Here is a 19,280-nt window from a genome sequence, read left to right as displayed (position 1 = left end):
AAAAAGGCAGGCCGCAGCCTGCCTTCTTGCTAAAGGACAAAGAATTAGGAGAAATATCAGCAGTGATTAAGCATGACGACGACGCTTCTTCATGCCCAACGTACCCAGACCAAACAACAGGCTGGCCAGGCCAGTTAAGGCAAGCGCTTCGTCTCTATCGTTGCCTGTCTGAGGCAGCTGTTGCTGACCTTGAGATGGTGTCTGCGATTGACTAGCCGTTTGCAAGGCTGCTGGCTGTACGGCCGCAAATACTGGTTGTTGACTGGTCTTTGGCGATAGCGGCGTTTCTGGCGTCGTAGCTTGAGGCGTAACTGGCGTCTCATTCTTAGGCGTTGCCGGCTTTGGTTCGTCGGTATGCGTCTTGACCGTGTTTGAGTTAAAGGCTTGGTTGTTGATGCTGTTGACGTACTTGTTTTCAACATCGCCAGCCTTGACCCGCTTCATCTTGAGGTAGGCCGTAGCCCCAAACTCAGACTTGGCGTAGTCAACCTTGGTCAGGAAGTCTTGATCGAACTCGATATCGACAATACCGTTGTCTTGATCAATCGTCTGCGTCGTGTACTTGGTAACGTCAGTACCCTTCTTAAGCACCGTACCATCAGTCAACGTCACATCGCTGTTCAACAATACCGTGTAGCCGCCGTTGTACTGATCATGTTCTTGATCGTAGTCGTCGTGGAAGCCGTATTCAGTGATGCCAGTACTGTTCTTTGGCACCGTTGAACCTTCCAGCTTGTAGTCAAACGAACTGTTCAGGTCAATGTTGGCACCATTGAGGCTCTTGTTGTCGTCAACGGAGACCACGACGTCCTTCTTTGGATCCGGCTTAAACGTCGTGATCGTAGCCTTGTTGGTGGATACCGTGTGGTTGTTGATCGTTGACGAGCCGACGTTTTCCAGCTGCGTGCCTGACGGAACATCAGAATGAATCTTAAACGTCAGCAGCAACTGAGCATTCCCAGCTGGCGCCGAACCAGGATCCTTACGGGTAGCCGTGATCTTGTCGCCCTGCTTGGTGATCGTGTACTCACTGGTTACGTCTTTGCCGTTCTCCAGTACTTGAGCAGACTGGAAGTCAACCTTGTCAGCGAATGCTGAGTAGTCGTCCGTGATTGAGACATCAGTCAGCTTATCGGTCAAAGTGGCCGGATCCGGCAGGCTGGTTGTTACCTGCGCATGAGCCAGCGTACCGTCAATGTAGACCTTGCCGTCAACCGTCTGCGTTCCTTCGACCCAGTGCTTGTCAGCCGTCTGGGTGTACGTGGTAATGCTTGGCGTGTTGGTTGGCACCGTCTCATCATTCAGCGTACCGGAACCGTGGTTTTCCAGGACCGTACCGTTAGGAATATCATGGTTGAGCTTGTAGTCAACCGTCATCGTAACGTTGCCGCCCTCGGCATCAGACATATCCTTCCGCGTTGCCGTAACCTTACCGTCATTGTCGGTAACAGCGTACTTGCTGGTTGCGTCCGTCCCGTTTTCGTAGACGTGTACTTCACTGGCATCAGCGTACTTGGAGAAGTCGGAGTAGTCATCGGTGATAGCAAAGTTCTTAACCTCGCTGGTGTCGCTTGGCAGAGACATGTTGACCTGCGACTTAACCTGACCGTTTTCAACGGCAATATCCGTTGTTGGTGCGAGCAGCAGCATGCTGGTCTTCGTTGTTGACGTCTGGCCGTTGACGTTGCCTGAGGCCTTAGCAACCAGCGAGGAAGCATCAAGCGAGTCGGCAGCCTTCATGTTGGCCTTCATCGTAACCGTTGTGCTGGAGCCATTGCCGGCCGTGTTGACCTTGGATGGATCCTTACGCGTGGCCACGACCTTCCCGTTTGGATCAATAGAAATGTCGTACTCGCTGGTAACGTCAATTCCGTTTTCGTAGACGTGCACGGCTTGAACCGTAACGTCCTTGGCAAACTTGGAGAAGTCATCAGTCAGCTGCACCTTGTTGATGGACCCGCCCAGCTTGGACTTGTCTGGCAGCGTCATGTTGACCTGCGCGGTTACGTTATCGTCATTGATAGCGACCTTGCCGTCAACGTTCTGACCGCCGCTGACCCAGTGCTTGTCCGTGTCCTGCTTGTACGTAACGATCGTGCGCTTTGGGGTTGGTACCGTGTCGTTGTCGATCGTTCCCGAACCAGTGTTGACCAATTCGGTATTGCTTGGCACATCAGTATGAACCGTCCAATCAACGTCCAATTCCAGCGTACCCTTAGGAGCAGCAGCCGCATTCTTGCGCGTGGCCACAACCTTGCCATTGGCAACCGAGATCGTGTACTCGCTAGTTACGTCTTTGCCGTTCTCCAGTACCTTGGCGCTCTTGTAGTCAACCTTGTCGGCAAAGTTGGAGAAGTCGTCCGTGATGGCCACCTTGCTCAATGGCTGAGCCAGCTGAGCTGGATCTGGCAGACTCATCGTTACCTTACCAGATACCTGATCGCCGTCAATGAACGTCTTGCCGTCAACGACTTGACTGCCGTTGACCCAATGCTTGTCGGTCTCTGGCGTGTAAGTAACCACCTTAGGCGATGGCGTTGGTACAGATTCGTCATCCAAGGTACCAGTACCCTTGTTCTCCAGCTGCGTCCCTGATGGAACATCAGCGCGTACCTGCCAGGTAACAAGCATCTGAACGTTGCCGGCTGGCGCGCCAGCGGCATTCTTACGGGTAGCAGTGATATGACTGCCATCGTTTTGCACATCGTACTCGCTGGAAACGTCCTTGCCGTTTTCACGAATCTCAACCGTCTTGACGTCAGCGTACTTGCTCAAGCCTGAGTAGTCATCAACCAGCTGTACCTTGGTCAGCTTCTTGGCCAGCGTGTTCTGGTCTGGCAGTGTCATTGAGATCGTGGACTGAACCTGATCGTTGTTGATGACCAGCTTGTCGTTGACCGTTTGATCACCGACGTTCCAAGTCTTATTGGTGTCCTGCTTGTACGTCTTAACCGTCCGGTCTGGCGTGGCGATTGTCTCGTCGTTGATCGTTCCGGAACCGCTGTTGACCAGGCTGGTACCAGAAGCAACGTCAGAGTGGAGCTTGAAGTTGACATGCAGGTCAACCGTGCCGGCTGGCGTCGTGGAAGCGTCCTTCCGCGTTGCCGTAACCTTGCCATCGGCAACCGAGATCGTGTACTCGCTGGAAACGTCCTTGCCGTTTTCCAGCACTTGAGCACTTTCGTAGTCAACGTATTGGGCAAACTTGGAGTAGTCGTCCGTAATTGCTACCTTGGTCAGCTTCTTAGCCAGCGTAGCCGGATCCGGCAAACTCATCGTAACGTCAGTGTGCGTTTCTGATGCGTCAATGTAGACCTTGCCATCAACAACTTGACTTCCTTCAGTCCAATGCTTGTCCGTCGTTTGCGTATACGTCTTGACGGTTGGATTATTGGTTGGGACCGTCTCGTTGTTCAGCGTCCCAGAACCAGCGTTAACCAGCTTGGTACCGCTTGGTGTGTCGGCATTGACCTTAAAGTGGGCAATCAGAGCTACCGTGCCGGCTGGCGTGGTGCTTGGATCCTTACGCGTGGCCGTGATATGGCCATTAGCCGTAGCAATCGAGTACTCGCTGGTTACGTCCTTGCCGTTTTCCTCAACGCGGATATCACTTGGAGCCGAAACATACTTAGCCAGCTGCGTGTAGTCATCGACCAGCTGTACCTTGGTCAGCTTCTTAGTCAACGTTGAAGGATCCGGCAGACTCATTTCGATGCGGGCATTAATGGTGTCACTGGCAATATACGTCTTGTCGTCAACGACTTGGCTGCCTTCGGTCCAGTGCTTGTCCGTCGTTTGTTTGTACGTGGTCAGCGTTACTTCCTGACCGGTTACGCGGCTCTTGTTGATGACGCTGACCGGCGTGTTCTTGAACGTCGTACCGCTTGGCGTATCGGCATTGATCTGGAATGATACGTTCATCTGGACCTTGCCGGCTGGCGTGGTGCTTGGATCCTTGCGCGAGGCCGTGATAATCCCAGTCCCGGCGTTGTCTTCGATCGTGTATTGACTGGTTACGTCAACCCCGTTTTCCAAGACGCGGATCGAGCTGGTCTTAACGTGATCCTTGAACTGGCTGTAGTCATCGATGACTTGAACGTTTGACAGCTTGTGGGCCAGATCAGAAGGATTTGGCAAGTCAGAAGTTACCTGAGCAGAAATGACGTCGTTATCCAGTGCCACCTTGCCGTCAACTTCTTGACTTCCTTCAACCCAGTGCTTGACTGGCTTATTCTGCTTCCAGGTCTCAATCGTCCGATCCGGCGTCTTGACAGTGGATTCGTTGATCGTCCCAGAACCGCCGTTGATCAGCTTAGTACCGGAAGCAACGTCGTCATGAACCTTCCAGGTAGCCGTCAGTACAACCGTGCCTTTAGGAGCTGAAGCAGCGTCCTTGCGCGTGGCCGTAACGGTGCCAGTACCGGCGTTGTTAACGATGTTGTATTGGCTGGTGACGTCAACCCCGTTTTCATATACGTGGGCTTCTTGATAGTCAACCTTGTCCTTAAAGTTGGAGTAGTCGTCCGTAACTGCTACTTTAGTCAGCTTCTTGGCTAGCGTAGCGGGATCTGGCAGACTCATTGATACCTGACCATTGATCGTATCACCGTCAACGTAAGTCTTACCATCAACAATCTGCGTCCCATCGACCCAATGCTTGTCAGTCGTCTGCTGGTAGGTAACGACCTTAGCATTGTTGGTAGCAACCGTATTGTTGTTGATTCGGCCAGAGCCGTAGTTGTTCAGCTCCGTGCCAGAAGCAACGCCCGTCTTAACCTTAAAGTTGACCAGCAGCTGGACCGTGCCGGCTGGCGCCGTGCCTGGCGCCTTCCGCATGGCCGTGATCTTGCCGCCCACGTTGGTGATCGTGTACTGGCTGGTTACGTCTTTGCCGTTCTCCAGCACTTGGGCGCTCTTGTAGTCAACCTTGTCGGCATAGTCGCTGTAGTTGTCAACCAGCGTAACGTCAGTCAATGGCTTAGCAAGCGTGGCCGGATCTGGCAAGCTCATTTCAACACGAGCATGCACCTCATCGCCATCAACATAGGTCTTGTCGTCAACCGTTTGGCTGCCTTCGACCCAGTGCTTGTCAGCCGTCTGGGTGTAGGTCTTGATATCAGGCGTATTGGTTGGCACAGTATGGTTGTTGATTCGACCGGAACCGCGGTTGGTAAGCTTGGTACCCGAGGCCACGTTGGCATTGATCAGCCAGGTAGCAATCAAAGAAACCTTGCCGGCCGGTGCCGTGCTTGGCGTCTTGCGAACGGCCGTCAGGTGGCCATTGCTGTAGGTAACGTTGTACTCGCTGGTTACGTCCTTACCGTTTTCTTCAACACGGTAGGATTGCGGCGTTACCTTGTCTTGGAAGTCGGAGTAGTCATCATCAACCGTTACGTTGGTCAATGAGTGAGCCAAAGTCGATGGATCCGGCAGACTCATATCAACCTTGGTGGTTACGACGTCATCATTGATATACGTCTTGCCATCAACCGTCTGCGTTCCTTCGATCCAGTGCTTTTCGGCCGACTGTTCGTATGTGACGATTTCAGCATCGTTAGTTGGCACGGTACTGTTGTTGATTGTTCCAGAACCGGAGTTTTCAAATTTCGTGCCGCTTGGAACGTCGCTGTTGATCTTAAAGTCAACGACCAGCGAAACCGTCCCGGCCGGCGTCGTGGAAGCGTCCTTGCGCGTCGCCGTAACGGTAGCGTCAGCTGCGTTGTTGGTAACGTTGTACAGCGAGGTGGCCAGCTGATCATTTTCATAGACCTGCGCTCCCTGGTAGGTTACGTTGTTCGCAAACTTGGAGTAGTTGTCCGTAACTGCCAGCGTCTTCATGCCGCCCTCAACCTGCGAGGCTGCCGGCGTAGTCATCTTGACCGTGGCAGAAACCACGTCATCGTTGATCTCAGTCTTGCCGTTGACAACCTGACTGCCTTGCGTCCAGTTCTTCTCTGGCGTCGTGGCCACGTTCAGATCGTGGTATTGGTATGAAACGTTATCTTTATCTGGCACACCTGGAGTAATATTTACTACGTTGTAGTGATAGTCAACTGAAGTAGTTTTACGAGTGGGTGTTGGTGTTTGTGGAATGATGGTATCTAATGTATACCAAATCCCGGAATTATAGTTCACATCATTATCACCAAAGTTGGTTTCAAATCGAATACTGAAACTATCACCATGAACTGCAATGATTCCAGAACCAAAGTATTGAGCAGAACTTTCCCAATCTTCTGTACTAGATTTCCACGTCGTTTGGTCTGTATTTGGACCACCCTGATAGGTTACATTATTGGTTTTGTCCGCATATAAGGCACCATTAGAATGCACGGTTACACTAGAGCCTGCCAGTGTATAAGCTTTACCATTAGATACAGGCGTTGCACTTTCAATGTGCAGCGGCAGTCCAGAAATGGCAAATTGGCCGTTGGTATACCCATTCTTAGCGCTCTCATAGATTGAATTCAACGATGTTACTGCAATATAGGCGGTATTATCACTTAGGTTAATAATATTACCGTTCGCATCGTAGAAGGTATCGGTTTCAGTGACTCCCGAAGTACCGTCATACCAGACGCCCATGCTGGGATTAGTAGCAATATCTAATAATGGGATATTGACATCGCTTTTACTTGCTACATAGTCGGTATTGCTAAATGTTTTAACGATTTTAGCGATTAAATGCTTTTGACCATTCTTGTCAACATAGTAAGAATTCTTCAGATTAGTATAGGTTGCTTGAGCGATATTACCTGGGATAGAGGTACTTAGATTAACCCGAGTCCAAGTGGTGCCTCCAAATACTCGATCTGAGGTTGTCAACGAAGCCCGGCTATCCAGGATTTTAATATCTACTTTTGCATCGGGTTCTGCTGCTAGGGTAAGTTGCTGTTGAACATCAGCAGTAGTTAGACCATTCGGATTGTTATTTAAGTTAGCCTCTTTCCACTTTGCCATTGCTTGATCATACTCAGTATTGTTTTGTTTCTGAGCATCGATAGCTTTATTGATCGCATCGACTTGAGATGAGTAGTCAGCAGCCGTATTGGATTCCCAATTAGCAATGCCTGACTTATCGTTTGCTTTAAGCGAAGTTGTCTTAGTTTGATCCTGCTTGACAGTCAGTCCAGGCGTATTCTGCGCTTCTTTAACGGCAGCATCCAGGGCGGAAGAGTCCCCCTTTGAACCGTTGTACTTATTAATCGTTTGCTGCTGATCCGTAGCTTCTTGCAGCTTAGCTGCTTGACTGGCATAGTCGCTCTCGATATTAGCCTTAGCAGAATCGACTTCGCTTGGTGCCACGGTTGATGACGTTGTTGGCTGCTGTTGTGGGTTTAAGCCAGCCTGCTTAGCAGCCGCAACGGCTTGATCCAATTGTGAATGATTAACCGCTACTGGTTGCGTAATCGTACCAGCACTTTGGCTTTGCGTAGCAGTTGAAGCTGCAGCAGCCGTTGCGGAAACCGTATTGGCTGCCGGCTGACTAGCTACATCAGTATTTGTACTTGAAGCAGATGCAGTTGATGCAGTTGTCTGCGTTACCGCATTGCCTCCCGTAGTTGCTTGTGCCTGACCATCACCAGAGGTTGAAGCAGCAGCGGTATCCGCATGAGCGGTTGTCTGCGTCCCCAAAATCAACCCACTGAACATCAGCGTCGTGATCCCGGCCGTCACCCAATGCTTGCCATCCTTGTACATCTTGTAGTGTAAGGACGTGTCGATTGGCTGCGACGTTTTTTCTTTGTCTTTAACAATCATATGTTTATTCTCCTTTTTATTGAATTACAAAGAGAAGTATGATCATCAAAGCGATCTATGCAAGTTTCGCCACCTAGAAAAAATCTAACCTCGTTCCAACCTTGGAACGAGGTTAAAAAGGAAAGGAAAATACTATGCCACGTTACAGCACAAAATTATTTTATAAGTACTATAAGCAATGGATTGCCTTGTACAAAGAAAATGCAATTCGGCCGGTCACGCTTCAGAAGTACTACTTAGCCCAGCGCAAGCTTAAAGAGCTGGCCCCTACTCTGCATCTAAACGAGTTGAACCGGCGTACTTATCAGAACCTGATCAATCGCTACGCTGAGACTCATGAGCGCAAGACGGTCCTGGACTTTCATCACCATCTGCGGGCCAGTCTGGTTGACGCGGTTGATGATGGTCTGTTGGAAAAAGATCCGACTCGCCGAATCATTATCAAAGGTTCGGCCAAAAAGCAGCACAAGAAAACCAAATATTTGAGCATGTATGAGCTGCAGACACTATTAAAGCACCTAAATTTAGGACCCGAGCTAAACTGGGACTGGTTTATTCTCTTGGTGGCCAAGACTGGTCTGCGCTATGCTGAAGCTCTTGGCTTGACTCCAGCAGATTTTAATTTTGAGACGCAGGAGCTAATCATCAATAAATCCTGGGACTACAAAAGTAAAAAAGGCAAATTTCAACCGACCAAAAACAAATCCTCCAACCGCACCGTTATGCTGGACTGGAAAACCATGAATCAGTTTAAGATGCTAATTGACGGTCTGCCGGATGATCAACCAATTTTTGTACCCAAAGGCAGGCGCGTCTACAATTCGACAATCAACAATATCCTGACGCGCTACTGCCATGCTTGTCAGATTCCAGTTATCTCGATTCACGGCTTGCGGCATACGCATGCTTCGCTGTTACTTTATGAAGGCGTGTCGATCGCCAGCGTTGCTAAATGGCTGGGCCACGCCAACACAACGACAACGCAGCAGACCTACATTCATATTATTCAGGAGCTGGAGAATAAAGACACTGACAAGGTGCTCCAGCACCTCTCAAAACTGATCTGAATTAGTTAACTAGTCAACCACCATCGGCTGAAGTCGATGGCTTGTGGGCAAACACCCCAGTATTGAGTGTCTGAACCACAATTTGCATAGATACGGACGATTTACTCAAACAGCCGTAGTTGCTTGAGCAGTGATCATCTAATTATCAATGCCTTTTACGTCCCCAGGTTGCCATAGGGACAATATATCTCAATAGTTGTTAGATAGTTAGCCTTATAATACTGCAATCGCTCACTTTGGTTCTTAGTGATACAGTTACTAATTAAAATTTAAAATCGGAAACCAAATTATTTTGGAATCCGACTTTTTCTTTTTCTTAATTGAAATATTTTCTTTATAAACTCAATGATATCAGGCACTCTGTTTTTTCTCAATTAAATATTTTTGTTGGTCTGAAATTATTAGACTCGACAGTCTCTGTAATATCAATTTAAAGACAATAAAAAGTACCATACAAGACTGCATACAATATCTATCTTAATCCAATTGCCTTCTCTAACTCCGTCTTAGTCATTGGTACAGCGGTTTGCTCTGCGTCTTTAATCAGCTGATCCATCGCTTTATTTAAGTGATCTTGTCGGTGTTTGACTTCTTGAAGCTTGTCGCCGGAATAGTTTTCCTTGGCTAGATCACTTAAAATATCTTTAGAAAAATCGAAAAAATTATCGTTTACCATTTTGAATCACCTCACTAGAAAGGACTGAACAATTATGACCACTTGGCAGGATATTAAGCCAACGCTTAAGCTTGACCCAGCAGAACAAGCCAACATTGAAAAGCTGGCTGAACTATCTGCACTTAGAATCAGCAACAACATTTCGCAAACGGTATTAGCAAGACAAATCGGTGTTAGCCAAGCCGTTTTGAACAGCTGGGAAAACCTCGATGAGACTCCTATACCAGAATCGTTAGCCTGGTACGAACAAGGTCTGAGACTGCTGCTCAATTGAAAATAGAAAAAGCCGGACACCATTTGGAACCCGACTTTTCTATGATATAATATCAATCGTGTATTGCTGCAACAATACACCACTCTAACCATGAAGGAAGTGATTTATTTTGCAAACCTTTTTGGTTGCCGCTTGGCTGGTGGTGTAGCTGCAACTACACCAGGATAGCAAGCGTTTTATCAATCTTCCAGCCTCAGCTATCAATAATATAACTTTGATACAAGGTTATTATAACATGGATTGATGCTTGTGATAAGCCGTTCGGTTTTTACCGGCGGCTTTTTCTGTTGCTTATAGATTCTTTATCCATTCGTCTAAATCGTTAACCGTGCCAATTACTCCTACTTCGCCATTTTCAACTTCAGCTTTGGCCTGCAATGCTTCTGGCGAATCCAAAAAATCCATTGTTGTTTCTCCTTTCTCAATTGTTTCAAGCTTTTGATTGTATTAGATTATATGTACAACGTAATTATAATACGAATTCAAGAGGTGATAGTCATGAGAAATGCTAAATCGACAAAATCAAAAGACAATCCTTTTTATAACAACGCTAATATAAAAGAACTTGAAAAACGATATACTGAATACAAGCAACACAAAGGCATTGAACAACACGATCTTTTGAAAGAACGAAAGTAAGGAAGACTTAGTACAGTAATGTATTAGGTCTTTTTTTGTGGTTGGCAATCGTCCATTATCCCTTGAGAGACAACTAATTTAAGGCAATCAAGAAAGCTACGTTGTAGTGATAGTTAATTTGCGTCGTCGGCGTAACTGGAATGATGGTTGAGGTGTTATACCATAGGCCATTTCGCCAAGCAGTTCCTGCTGGAATGCCGGTATTGGCAGCATAAATATCAATATCTAATACTGAACCGGTCAACTTAACCAAACCCGCACCATAGTAGCGATATGGGCTATTTGTCGTATCCCAGCCAACCGGAATGTTGGTGTCAGTTACAGAATTAGGATTTAATTCAAAGGACTCCTTGTTTGCTGTATCAGACGTTGCTGCATAGTGACCATCTGTTGTGTATGAGTTGGCCTTATCGGAATACAGCGTAGTGCCATCATGAACTGTAACGCTTGAGCCACGTAAAGCTAGTGCCTTGCCACCACTATTAACACGCGTCGTTTCAATCGAGTATTCTTTAAGGTTGTTTGTGTAGTTGTTCAGCGAATTAACTGACAGGTAGGCATTGCCATCTGAGAAATCAACCAATTCGCCGTTATCGTAGTACATTCGCATCTTTAAGTTGGCAACGTCATTGTTTAATGCCAGACCATAAGCAAAATCATTCAGTACCATAAAGTCATAATTTTGATTATTGTTAGGCGTTAAGGTAACTTCATATACGACCTTAGTAATTTTACGGTCATTATAGGTGATCTTTGAAAGATTGTTGTAAGTAACCGTAAAAGTGGCTGGCTTTGTATCATCAACAGAAACGATCCGATAGCCATCTCCCATATGATCAGCACCGTTAAACATAACGTCTTTCATATCGCTAACGGTACCATTAACAACATTAGTTACTGATACGGTACTGCCACTGTCATGATCAATGGAAAGTTTCTGAATCACGCTTGATGAATCAATGACATTTGCATTTTGAGCATTGTTTTGCTTCTGAGCAACAAGAGTAGTAGCAATGAAAAGGTTGCTACAGAGCCAACAATCAGGTGCTTTATCAATATAAAAATGACGATAGTCAGTTAATAACAGCTAAATTTTGACACTAGAGATCACGCTTGATCAGGCGATAATGGCATTAGGATAAAAGCAAGATCGGAATCTAAAATACTCACTCTGCTCAGAATCAAGAGAATCAAAAATATGCTCAAGAATTGGCAGACTACAACTCAAAGCTTGCCGATGAAAAAAGCAAATTGCAAGGCACCAGTATAGATATGGATCAGATTTTTCAAAATCTATATCTTTCTAACGAACCTCAAGCTACGGTTAATATTGTATGGGATAAACAGCCGGTGGAGGCATGGGCTAATAAGGATATTGGCGTTAATGATTTTCCAGGCTACATTGATGAACAATATAAATCTGGGAAAAACAATGTTTATGGTGCCATGTTCAATGGCAATCAGGACGGAACATTTGCAACGGTAACATATACGAATTTAAAAAATTCATACTATGTTGATTTAAACGGCGAGAAACACAGCATTGCTAAAATGGTTCATGTTTTCAGCAATCTAATTGCTAATGGTAATAATAATAATCAGCCTATTCTAGAATTCACAAACGATCCTTTCAATAACATGAATCTTTTATGGGCAAGCGGGGTTGATGAGCAGGTATTTTTTTACGATGAAAACGGCCAGTTAATCAACTTTCCCGAAAATAGTGCCTGGCTGATCCTTAGCTCCATGAACCATTTTGACTGGGCACCATCTCATACAGAAGCAGTAAAAGTGCTTAGTAATGGTAAATTGTATCAGCAAACAACCAATCCCGATTCTACAATTCATGATGATGGTACGGCCTATGAAGACAATACTGATTTAACGTACAATCATTTATTAACAGATGGTGGAACGGTTTTCGCTAATATTCAAAACGGGGTAAAGCTGCGTTGGAGTTTACCTGGGCTGGATTGGCAGCATGCAACTGATACTTCCGGAAACAGTATGGTTAACAGTCGCTTCTACAATTGGTATCTGGGCGTGTTAGGAACAACGGTTGGTAAAGCGCCAGTTCCAACGCCACCAACGCGTAAAACCACTTCAGTTGACTATCACTACAACGTATCGTTAGCCAACCGCCTAAACTCCTTGATCACCTAAGGATCTATTATAAGTTTCGTCTCTCGATTTTAACCGCTAGTAGTCAAAAATTCCAGTTTTTGAGCAACACAAAAAAGCCCTACGTCTGTAGAGCTTTTCGATATTGTCTCAATTAGTCTTCGCGTTTCCGCAGACCAAGAGCACCAGCAACAGCGGCAATCAATCCCATGCCAGCCAGCGCAACTGCTTCACGCGTGTTGTCACCAGTTTGCGGCAAGGTCTTAGCTGCGATCTCACGCTTCTTTTGTTGTACCTTGTAAGCCTCACGCGTCAATTGCGTAGTTGGCAGATAGATGGCATTGCCCTCAGGATCAAAGGCCTGACCGTCTTTAATCGTCCAGCCGGCTACCGCGTTGCCATTGGCGTCGACGACTTGACCATTGATGATCCGATAGCCATTGGCCTTGGCTTGTGCCTGAGCTTTAGCTTGCGCTTCCGCGCGCTTGATTGCGGCTTCTTGTTCAAGCTGAGCCGCTTGCGCCTGCTTGGCGTTGGTCAGATCATTTTGGGCCTGCGTCAAAGTATCTTGTGCATCATCAACAGCTTTTTGAGCGGCATCAACCTGAGCTTGCGTAGCGTTGGCCTGAGCGCTTAATTCAGCCAGCTTTACCTGATCATCGGCCAGCGTCTGTTCAGCATCAGCAAGCGCCTGCTTAGCGTCAGCCAAAGTCGTTTGTGCCTTGGCCAAAGTCGTTGGCGCATTCTGCAGATCAGCAACTTTTTGCTGTAAGGCCTTCAGTTGAGCTTGATCAGCTGCAACTTGGGCTTGTGCGTCAGCGACTGCTTGCTTCTTAGCCCGCAAATCAGCTTGCGCATCGGCTAATACTTGCTTCTTAGCTTCTAATTCGCTTTGAGCCTGGCTCAATGCGGCCTTTTCAGTATTATACTGAGCTTGTGCTTTAGCCACGTTAGCCTGTTTGGTTGCCAGATCAGCCTGGTAGAGCGCCAGATTCTGTTTAGCTTGGGCCAGCGTATCGTTGTCCGCCTGGAGCGTTGCCTGCAATTGTGTCAATTGATTCTGATCCGTCTTCAAAACATTATTGGCATCTTGAAGTTCATTCTGCTTTTGTTCAACCGTCTTTTGTGCGTTGGCCACATTGGCTTGAGCATTAGCTACGGCCTGCTTCTTGGCACTCAAATCAGCTTGTGCGTTGGCCAGTGCTTGTTTAGCGTCGGCCAATTCGCCTTGAGCCTGGTCCAGCGCGGCCTTTTCGGTGTCGTACTGAGCTTGTGCCTTGGCGACATTGGCCTGCTTCGTTGAAACGTCTGCAGAGTAAGCGTCAACGTTCGCCTGAGCATCTGCCTGAACCTGCTTTGCCTTGGTCAGATCGTTTTGGGCTTGAGTCAAAGCTGCTTGTACCGTCGTCAGATTCTTAGCTGCCATGTCAGCGCCCGCCTGTTTGTTGGCAACGTTCTTCTGAGCAGCATCCGCAACGGCTTGCGCACTAGCCACTGCGTTCTTGGCAGCTGCAAGCGAGACATTGGCACTGGACAAGTCAGCATTAGCCTGATCCAGCGTTGCTTTTTGCGTAGCCAGTTGAGTTGTCAATGCTTGTTTTTGTGAGGTCAGTTCGGTCAGCTGATCTGGAACGGCATACTTATTGTTCATTTCTTGAGCATACTTACCTGTATTATCAACAACGTGATTATTTGTAACCGAAATGATATGAACGTTACCCATTGAATCAATCATAACGCCTAATGATTCGGTTGTTGGATTACCAACTGAATTAGTTAAACCAGTTACGCCTTTAGCATGACCCCAGTCATCTTTGGCTGATTCATCAGTTATCGTTTGTGAAGCATCTTGGAACAGCATATCTGTAACTGCCCCATAAAGTTGGCTCTTCAGTTCATCCAAGGTTTTCGTAAAAGTCATTGGTGAAGCAGGATTACCGTTAATCCAGTAGCCGCTTTGAGCATCTTCATACATTTGTGGAAGATAGTCCTTAAATGGTCCGTGGGCAAGGCCAAAATCTGCGGCTGCTTCATTAATCGTTTTTGTGTCATGCCATCCTTTTGTAGCAATATGCCATCCTGTAGAATCATACCCTTGGGAAATAGCTTTAGTAAAATCTAAGCTGCCTTGGTTAATTGTTAGCGGAATCATTCCAAGCTTAGCACGAATTGGATTCAACAATTCTGCAACAAATTGAGTCAACTCAAGTTCTACGTCAGCTGACAGTGGCTGATCTGGTCCAAAAGTGACCTCAGTCTGCTGATCGGCCTTGTTAGACTTGTACTGATTCTCAGAAACAAGTCTTTGCGCAGCATCTTTTACAGCTTGACTCGTTGTAGCATTTTGATTATTAAAGAAAGCCTTCAGTGCCTGAATATACTCATCGGAAAGCGTAATAGTATTCAGATTGTCCAGCTTGTCTTGGACGTCGCTCAACTTGCTGTTGGTAGCGTCATAGGCATTTTGCGCCGTCTTTTGCGTTTGGCTGGCTGCATCTGCCTTGGCTTGGGCTGAAGCTTGGTCATTCTGAGCATCAGTCAGTTTATTGTCAGCCGTTGCCTTCGCGTTTTGCGCGTCACTCAGAGCGCCATCAGCATTAGCTTTAGCCGTGGCCGCATTAGCTTCCGCAACGGACTTGCCGTTAGCGTTGGCCTGGGCTTCATCGGTCTTCTTCTTGGCATCAGCCAGAGCTTGATCAGCGTTAGCCTTCGCCGTTGCCGAGTTGTTTAAGATATCTTGCGCGTTCTTCAGGTTGTCAGCCGCGGAATCAGTTGCCTTTTGCTGAGCATCTGCCTTGGCTTGAGCATCATCCACACTCTTTTGCTGAGCATCTGCCTTGGTTTGAGCTGAAGCTTGTGCATTTTGCGCATCAGTCAGTTTGTTGTCAGCCGTCGTCTTCGCGTTTTGTGCATCAGATACGGCCTGGGTTGCATTGCTGATCTTAGCCTGATCATTGGCAATCGTGCCGTTTTGCTTTGTAATGTTGGCTTGATCCTGAGCAACTTTTGCGTTGGCATCGTCAACGGCCTTCTGAGCTTTGCCCGAGTCGCTGTTGTTTAAGATATCTTGCGCGTTCTTCAGATTGTCAGCCGCGGAATCCGTTACCTTTTGCTGAGCGTCAGTCTGCGCCTGCGCATCGTGAACGCTCTTTTGTGCGGAATCTACGTTAGCTTGTGCTTGACTTTGGTCATTCTGAGCGTCAGCAACCTTCTGCTGATCATCAGTCAGCGTTTGTTGTTGATCGCTAACAGCAGATTGCGCTTTTTCAATATTGGCCGGTGTGGCCTCATCAGCCAACTTCTGCGCATCGCTGACAGCATTTTGAGCTTGGTCAGTCGCTGATTGCGCGTTATTGACGTTTTGCTGATCTTGGTTGACGATCTGTTGTTGATCGTTAACGGCAGATTGTGCTTGACTGTTGGCATTTTGCGCATCAGTCAGTACCTTGTTGGCGTCACTGGCTGCTTGACTGGCAGCATCAACCTTGCTTTGGGCTTGATCAACGGCCGCCTGCGCCTTTTGATCTGGCGTAGCAACCGTAGCTACGGCAGCATTTTGTTCAGCAGCGCTGGCAACGGTATCAGCACTGACGGTTTGCGTGGTAGTAACAGTCCCTGCAGCAAGGGCAGCCAACCCGGCCCCAGCGGTCAAAACGATTTTTTTATTCCCCATATGTAACTCCTCGATTCTTGTTCCTTGACTAAAGCGATATGCAATATTTCTATTCGACAATCACATTATACATCTAAAACGATAAATGTAAACAATTTAACACAATTTTTTTATGATGATTTATTCGTCGTCGCCCAGATATTCCATCAAGACGTGTAGGAGTTCAGAATCTTTTTTCTGCAGCAGCATGATCAACACGTCCGTAACCTGTTCCGTGTAGGAATCCAGCTGCGTCTCTTCTTTAGCCTCTTTGATCATGTTAACCATCCGAGCCTGCGTATCCTTAAACCGCTGCCGAGCAATCTGTACCTGCAGCATCTGCCCGGCAATCGACTTATGCAGTTCATCGTAATAATATGACAGCTGTTCTGCTGATCGTTCCGTCAACAGTAATGGATCGGCCATATACTTATAGATCATCGGCCGTGAGATTCCCGTCATTTTTGATATCTTGGATATTTGGAATGCCGCTCCTGACTTTTTGCGGGCCTTATCCAAAACCCACTCGGCTTTCTGCGTCATTGTCAAACTACTCATGGGTACCCCCTCTTTCGTATTTGTAACATTTTTTACACTTTACGTTTATAGTATAAACTATTTTACAAAAGTAAAAAAGATCAGCCACTTAGCTGATCCTTAAAATACTATTATTTTAACAATCATCACCATTTTTAAAGGCATCAAAAATTAATTGGTCTTTAATGACTTTATGTTCTGGAGTCATACTCCAAGGAGAACCTGGTTGATGGGTCTGCCGACTTAACCAATAAGCACTGTAATTAAGATAATCATTATTAACTCTAGTCAGAAGCTCAGTAATTTCTTTATCTTGTGCGACTAAATTATAGTCTTCAAATGCTCCCTCATCCGGCTTATCAATGTCTAAAACTCTTTGGCCTTTGAATTCTTCGTGAACCTCCGTAATAAGAGGACCATACTGAAAATGAATGATTGGAGAAGAAAACAGTTTGCTACGTGTAGATACCAAAAATCTTCCATATGCGAAATAAAGTAACTTTATCGCCTTCATTTGTGTCAAAGGATCAACGTTTATGTCAAAATCACGTTCAAAATAGTTTTCAACACGTAGCCAATTAGTCAATTGAACCGCAGTATATTTGGGAGTAATTGATGAGTCTGACACTAAATAATCTTCCTGTTTAAGATAAGCGTTAACCTTTGAAATAAGTTCGTCAGAATACTTATTTGAACAATCACACATATAATCTCTCAAAACGCCATCATTATTAATTAATGTTTTCAAAAGATGGTTATTTGCCTTGGTAGGAAAAGCTCCAGCTTCGTATAAAGCAATTGTGTTAGGACTTAAGCCGGTCAACTCCGCTAAATTTCGTTGAGAAAGTCCAACCTTTGCCCGATACATTTTCAAATCAGTGGGCGATATCAGTCCCATATCCTTACGATATTGTGCACGAGCAATCTCCGCCGCTTGATCATCTAATTCTAGATTGGGAATCATTTCACCAGTTTCACTATCAAAAAGTGCTGGAGCGGTAACTTCGTATTCACGGCCATTAATTTTGTAAATAGTAGTGTAATCTTTTTGGTAAACCATGCTAACAGCTCCTTTCAATAATCAACATGAAAACTAATGAATATAACCTTTTTACAATCATCGGTAAAAAGAAACTTGATATAATAAGTCTGACCATCAGTAGTCTTAAAAATCCAGACAAATTGTAATGGATTATTTCTGTTGCGTTCACGCTTCACAAAATCTTTAATGGTTAATTGCCTTACCAACTCCTTAGCTAAGCTAACAGGTACTGGCATTGCCATTCTTTTACGGCGCCGTACTATTTGGAATTGTCCTTGGCTCACTAAAAACTTTAACCGCGCCAATGCTTCTGAAATATCCATGCAAGCTTCTCCTATGCCATTAGTTTTTCTAATTTTATCATATTTTTACAAAAAATTGCTACTAATTAGTAGCAATTGTTATTAAATATAATGACAAATCAAAAAACACTTTCCAAAATCATGGAAAGTGCTTTTCTATCTTTCACGACCTGTTTTGAACGTAGTCTTAACCTTGTGAGTCTTTGCCAACGGATCAATGACTGGATTGTGCAGTTGGATGGCTCTTTCTTTGCTTGATGGCAGCAGACGCATCATTCGGCTAAAGAATTTGTCTTCTTCCTCAGGCGTTTCGGCTTGATAGTAACGCATCAAGTTGACCATATACTCTACTCGATCAAGATCATTAAACGGCAGAACCAGGTAATTTTCGCTATTCCAGACGTTCATTGCCCCGTTAGCCGCAATCAGTGCCGTCCGCTTATTGCCGTCCTGAAATGGCTGCAGTTTTGACAGTCTCGCAAAGACCTGCCAGGCATCACGTTCGGTTCTTTTGGAGCCATTGAAGCCATTGACTATCATTTCTAAATCCCGTCTTGTTACCACTTCAGGAGGAAAATAGGCAAATGACGATGATTTATCAACAATGATTGAAATATTATCATCGGTATTGTACAGCGAGTTACGCAAGTGCCCTGGAATTTCCGGATCTTCGTCCTCAGCAAACACAAACGCCTTATTAATCGCGATAATGTCATCAATAGAAAAACCGTTTTTCTTGATTGCGGCAATTCCTGCCAATGCGTCTTTAAAAATACCGATATCTTTTTCCGACTGTTCCAAGGGTTTGGTGTTTCTATCATCAAGCGCTTTTTTCGTCTGCGCTACGGAGCTGCCATAGCCGTTCAAACTCCCGAAAGACGTGATAAATCTGGCCAATGCTGTATTGTCCATACATACCATTCCCTTCCATAAAAATTTTTAATCTTTGTTACGTTTGGCTTCCTCCGCCATTTTCTGCAGACGTTCAAACTTGTCAACATCCTCGTCCGGAATGTTGTCGCCAGCAATCAGATGCTTGTAGTCCATGGCAATGCTGTAGATCTCGCCGACCTTAACGTCAGCACCATCGGGAATGATGGCTTCAAACTTGTTGTCCAGTCCAATGATCTGGACCGTTGCAATGCTGCCGTTGATGGCTTCGATTGATACCAGATCCAATGAAGGCGTGTTTACAGGCGTATTCATTTA

Annotated in this window: 13 protein-coding genes; 4 read left to right on the top strand and 9 right to left on the bottom strand. The window is 46.0% G+C overall.

All coding sequences use genetic code 11. The features are described from left to right. Positions 1 to 66: 66 nt before the first annotated feature. On the bottom strand, positions 67 to 7,761 hold the full coding sequence (locus tag ABC765_RS05295) for an LPXTG cell wall anchor domain-containing protein (RefSeq protein ID WP_347980875.1): 7,695 nt from the start codon (positions 7,759 to 7,761) through the stop codon (positions 67 to 69). A gap of 134 nt (positions 7,762 to 7,895) precedes the next feature. Here ABC765_RS05295 and ABC765_RS05290 point away from each other — a divergent pair, with 134 nt between their 5' ends. Continuing rightward, positions 7,896 to 8,828, top strand: a complete 933-nt coding sequence (locus tag ABC765_RS05290; protein ID WP_347963600.1) for a site-specific integrase — start codon at positions 7,896 to 7,898, stop codon at positions 8,826 to 8,828. Between the two features lie 472 nt (positions 8,829 to 9,300). On the opposite strand, the gene ABC765_RS05285 is transcribed toward ABC765_RS05290, so the two are convergent. After that, on the bottom strand, positions 9,301 to 9,504 hold the full coding sequence (locus ABC765_RS05285) for a hypothetical protein (RefSeq protein WP_347963599.1): 204 nt from the start codon (positions 9,502 to 9,504) through the stop codon (positions 9,301 to 9,303). Between the two features lie 34 nt (positions 9,505 to 9,538). Between ABC765_RS05285 and ABC765_RS05280 the strand changes: the two genes are divergently transcribed. Both ABC765_RS05280 and ABC765_RS05275 read left to right on the top strand, forming a co-directional pair. Then, positions 9,539 to 9,778, top strand: coding sequence for a helix-turn-helix domain-containing protein (locus ABC765_RS05280; protein ID WP_347963598.1), 240 nt, complete (start codon positions 9,539 to 9,541; stop codon positions 9,776 to 9,778). Between the two features lie 498 nt (positions 9,779 to 10,276). Further along, on the top strand, positions 10,277 to 10,417 hold the full coding sequence (locus ABC765_RS05275) for a hypothetical protein (RefSeq protein ID WP_347963597.1): 141 nt from the start codon (positions 10,277 to 10,279) through the stop codon (positions 10,415 to 10,417). Between the two features lie 73 nt (positions 10,418 to 10,490). On the opposite strand, the gene ABC765_RS05270 is transcribed toward ABC765_RS05275, so the two are convergent. Then, complete coding sequence (locus ABC765_RS05270) at positions 10,491 to 11,432, bottom strand: GbpC/Spa domain-containing protein (RefSeq protein WP_347964173.1); 942 nt, start codon at positions 11,430 to 11,432, stop codon at positions 10,491 to 10,493. Positions 11,433 to 11,626: 194 nt separating this feature from the next. Here ABC765_RS05270 and ABC765_RS05265 point away from each other — a divergent pair, with 194 nt between their 5' ends. Beyond that, a complete protein-coding gene (locus ABC765_RS05265) occupies positions 11,627 to 12,580 on the top strand; it encodes a GbpC/Spa domain-containing protein (RefSeq protein ID WP_347980874.1) in 954 nt (317 codons plus the stop codon). 112 nt (positions 12,581 to 12,692) lie between these two features. Here the strand turns inward: ABC765_RS05265 and ABC765_RS05260 are convergent, their stop codons facing one another. The 6 genes from ABC765_RS05260 to ABC765_RS05235 all read right to left on the bottom strand — a co-directional run bounded on the left by ABC765_RS05260 (position 12,693) and on the right by ABC765_RS05235 (position 19,277). Beyond that, complete coding sequence (locus ABC765_RS05260) at positions 12,693 to 16,211, bottom strand: SEC10/PgrA surface exclusion domain-containing protein (protein ID WP_347963595.1); 3,519 nt, start codon at positions 16,209 to 16,211, stop codon at positions 12,693 to 12,695. Between the two features lie 120 nt (positions 16,212 to 16,331). Beyond that, positions 16,332 to 16,748 carry a hypothetical protein gene (locus ABC765_RS05255; protein WP_347963594.1) on the bottom strand — a complete coding sequence of 139 codons (417 nt, stop codon included), beginning with the start codon at positions 16,746 to 16,748 and terminating at the stop codon, positions 16,332 to 16,334. A gap of 115 nt (positions 16,749 to 16,863) precedes the next feature. After that, complete coding sequence (locus tag ABC765_RS05250) at positions 16,864 to 17,787, bottom strand: type II toxin-antitoxin system antitoxin SocA domain-containing protein (RefSeq protein WP_347963593.1); 924 nt, start codon at positions 17,785 to 17,787, stop codon at positions 16,864 to 16,866. A gap of 14 nt (positions 17,788 to 17,801) precedes the next feature. Then, positions 17,802 to 18,092, bottom strand: a complete 291-nt coding sequence (locus ABC765_RS05245; protein ID WP_347963592.1) for a type II toxin-antitoxin system MqsR family toxin — start codon at positions 18,090 to 18,092, stop codon at positions 17,802 to 17,804. 135 nt (positions 18,093 to 18,227) lie between these two features. Then, entirely contained in the window at positions 18,228 to 18,983 is a 756-nt protein-coding gene (locus ABC765_RS05240) for a Fic family protein (protein ID WP_347963591.1), read from the bottom strand. 27 nt (positions 18,984 to 19,010) lie between these two features. Then, on the bottom strand, positions 19,011 to 19,277 hold the full coding sequence (locus ABC765_RS05235) for a hypothetical protein (protein ID WP_347963590.1): 267 nt from the start codon (positions 19,275 to 19,277) through the stop codon (positions 19,011 to 19,013). Between the last annotated feature and the right edge of the window lie 3 nt (positions 19,278 to 19,280).

The sequence above is a fragment of the Limosilactobacillus sp. WILCCON 0051 genome (genome assembly GCF_039955095.1).
Lineage (GTDB): Bacteria > Bacillota > Bacilli > Lactobacillales > Lactobacillaceae > Limosilactobacillus > Limosilactobacillus allomucosae.
Note: the sequence above shows the minus strand (reverse complement) of the source record. Positions and strands in the feature narration are given on the sequence as shown.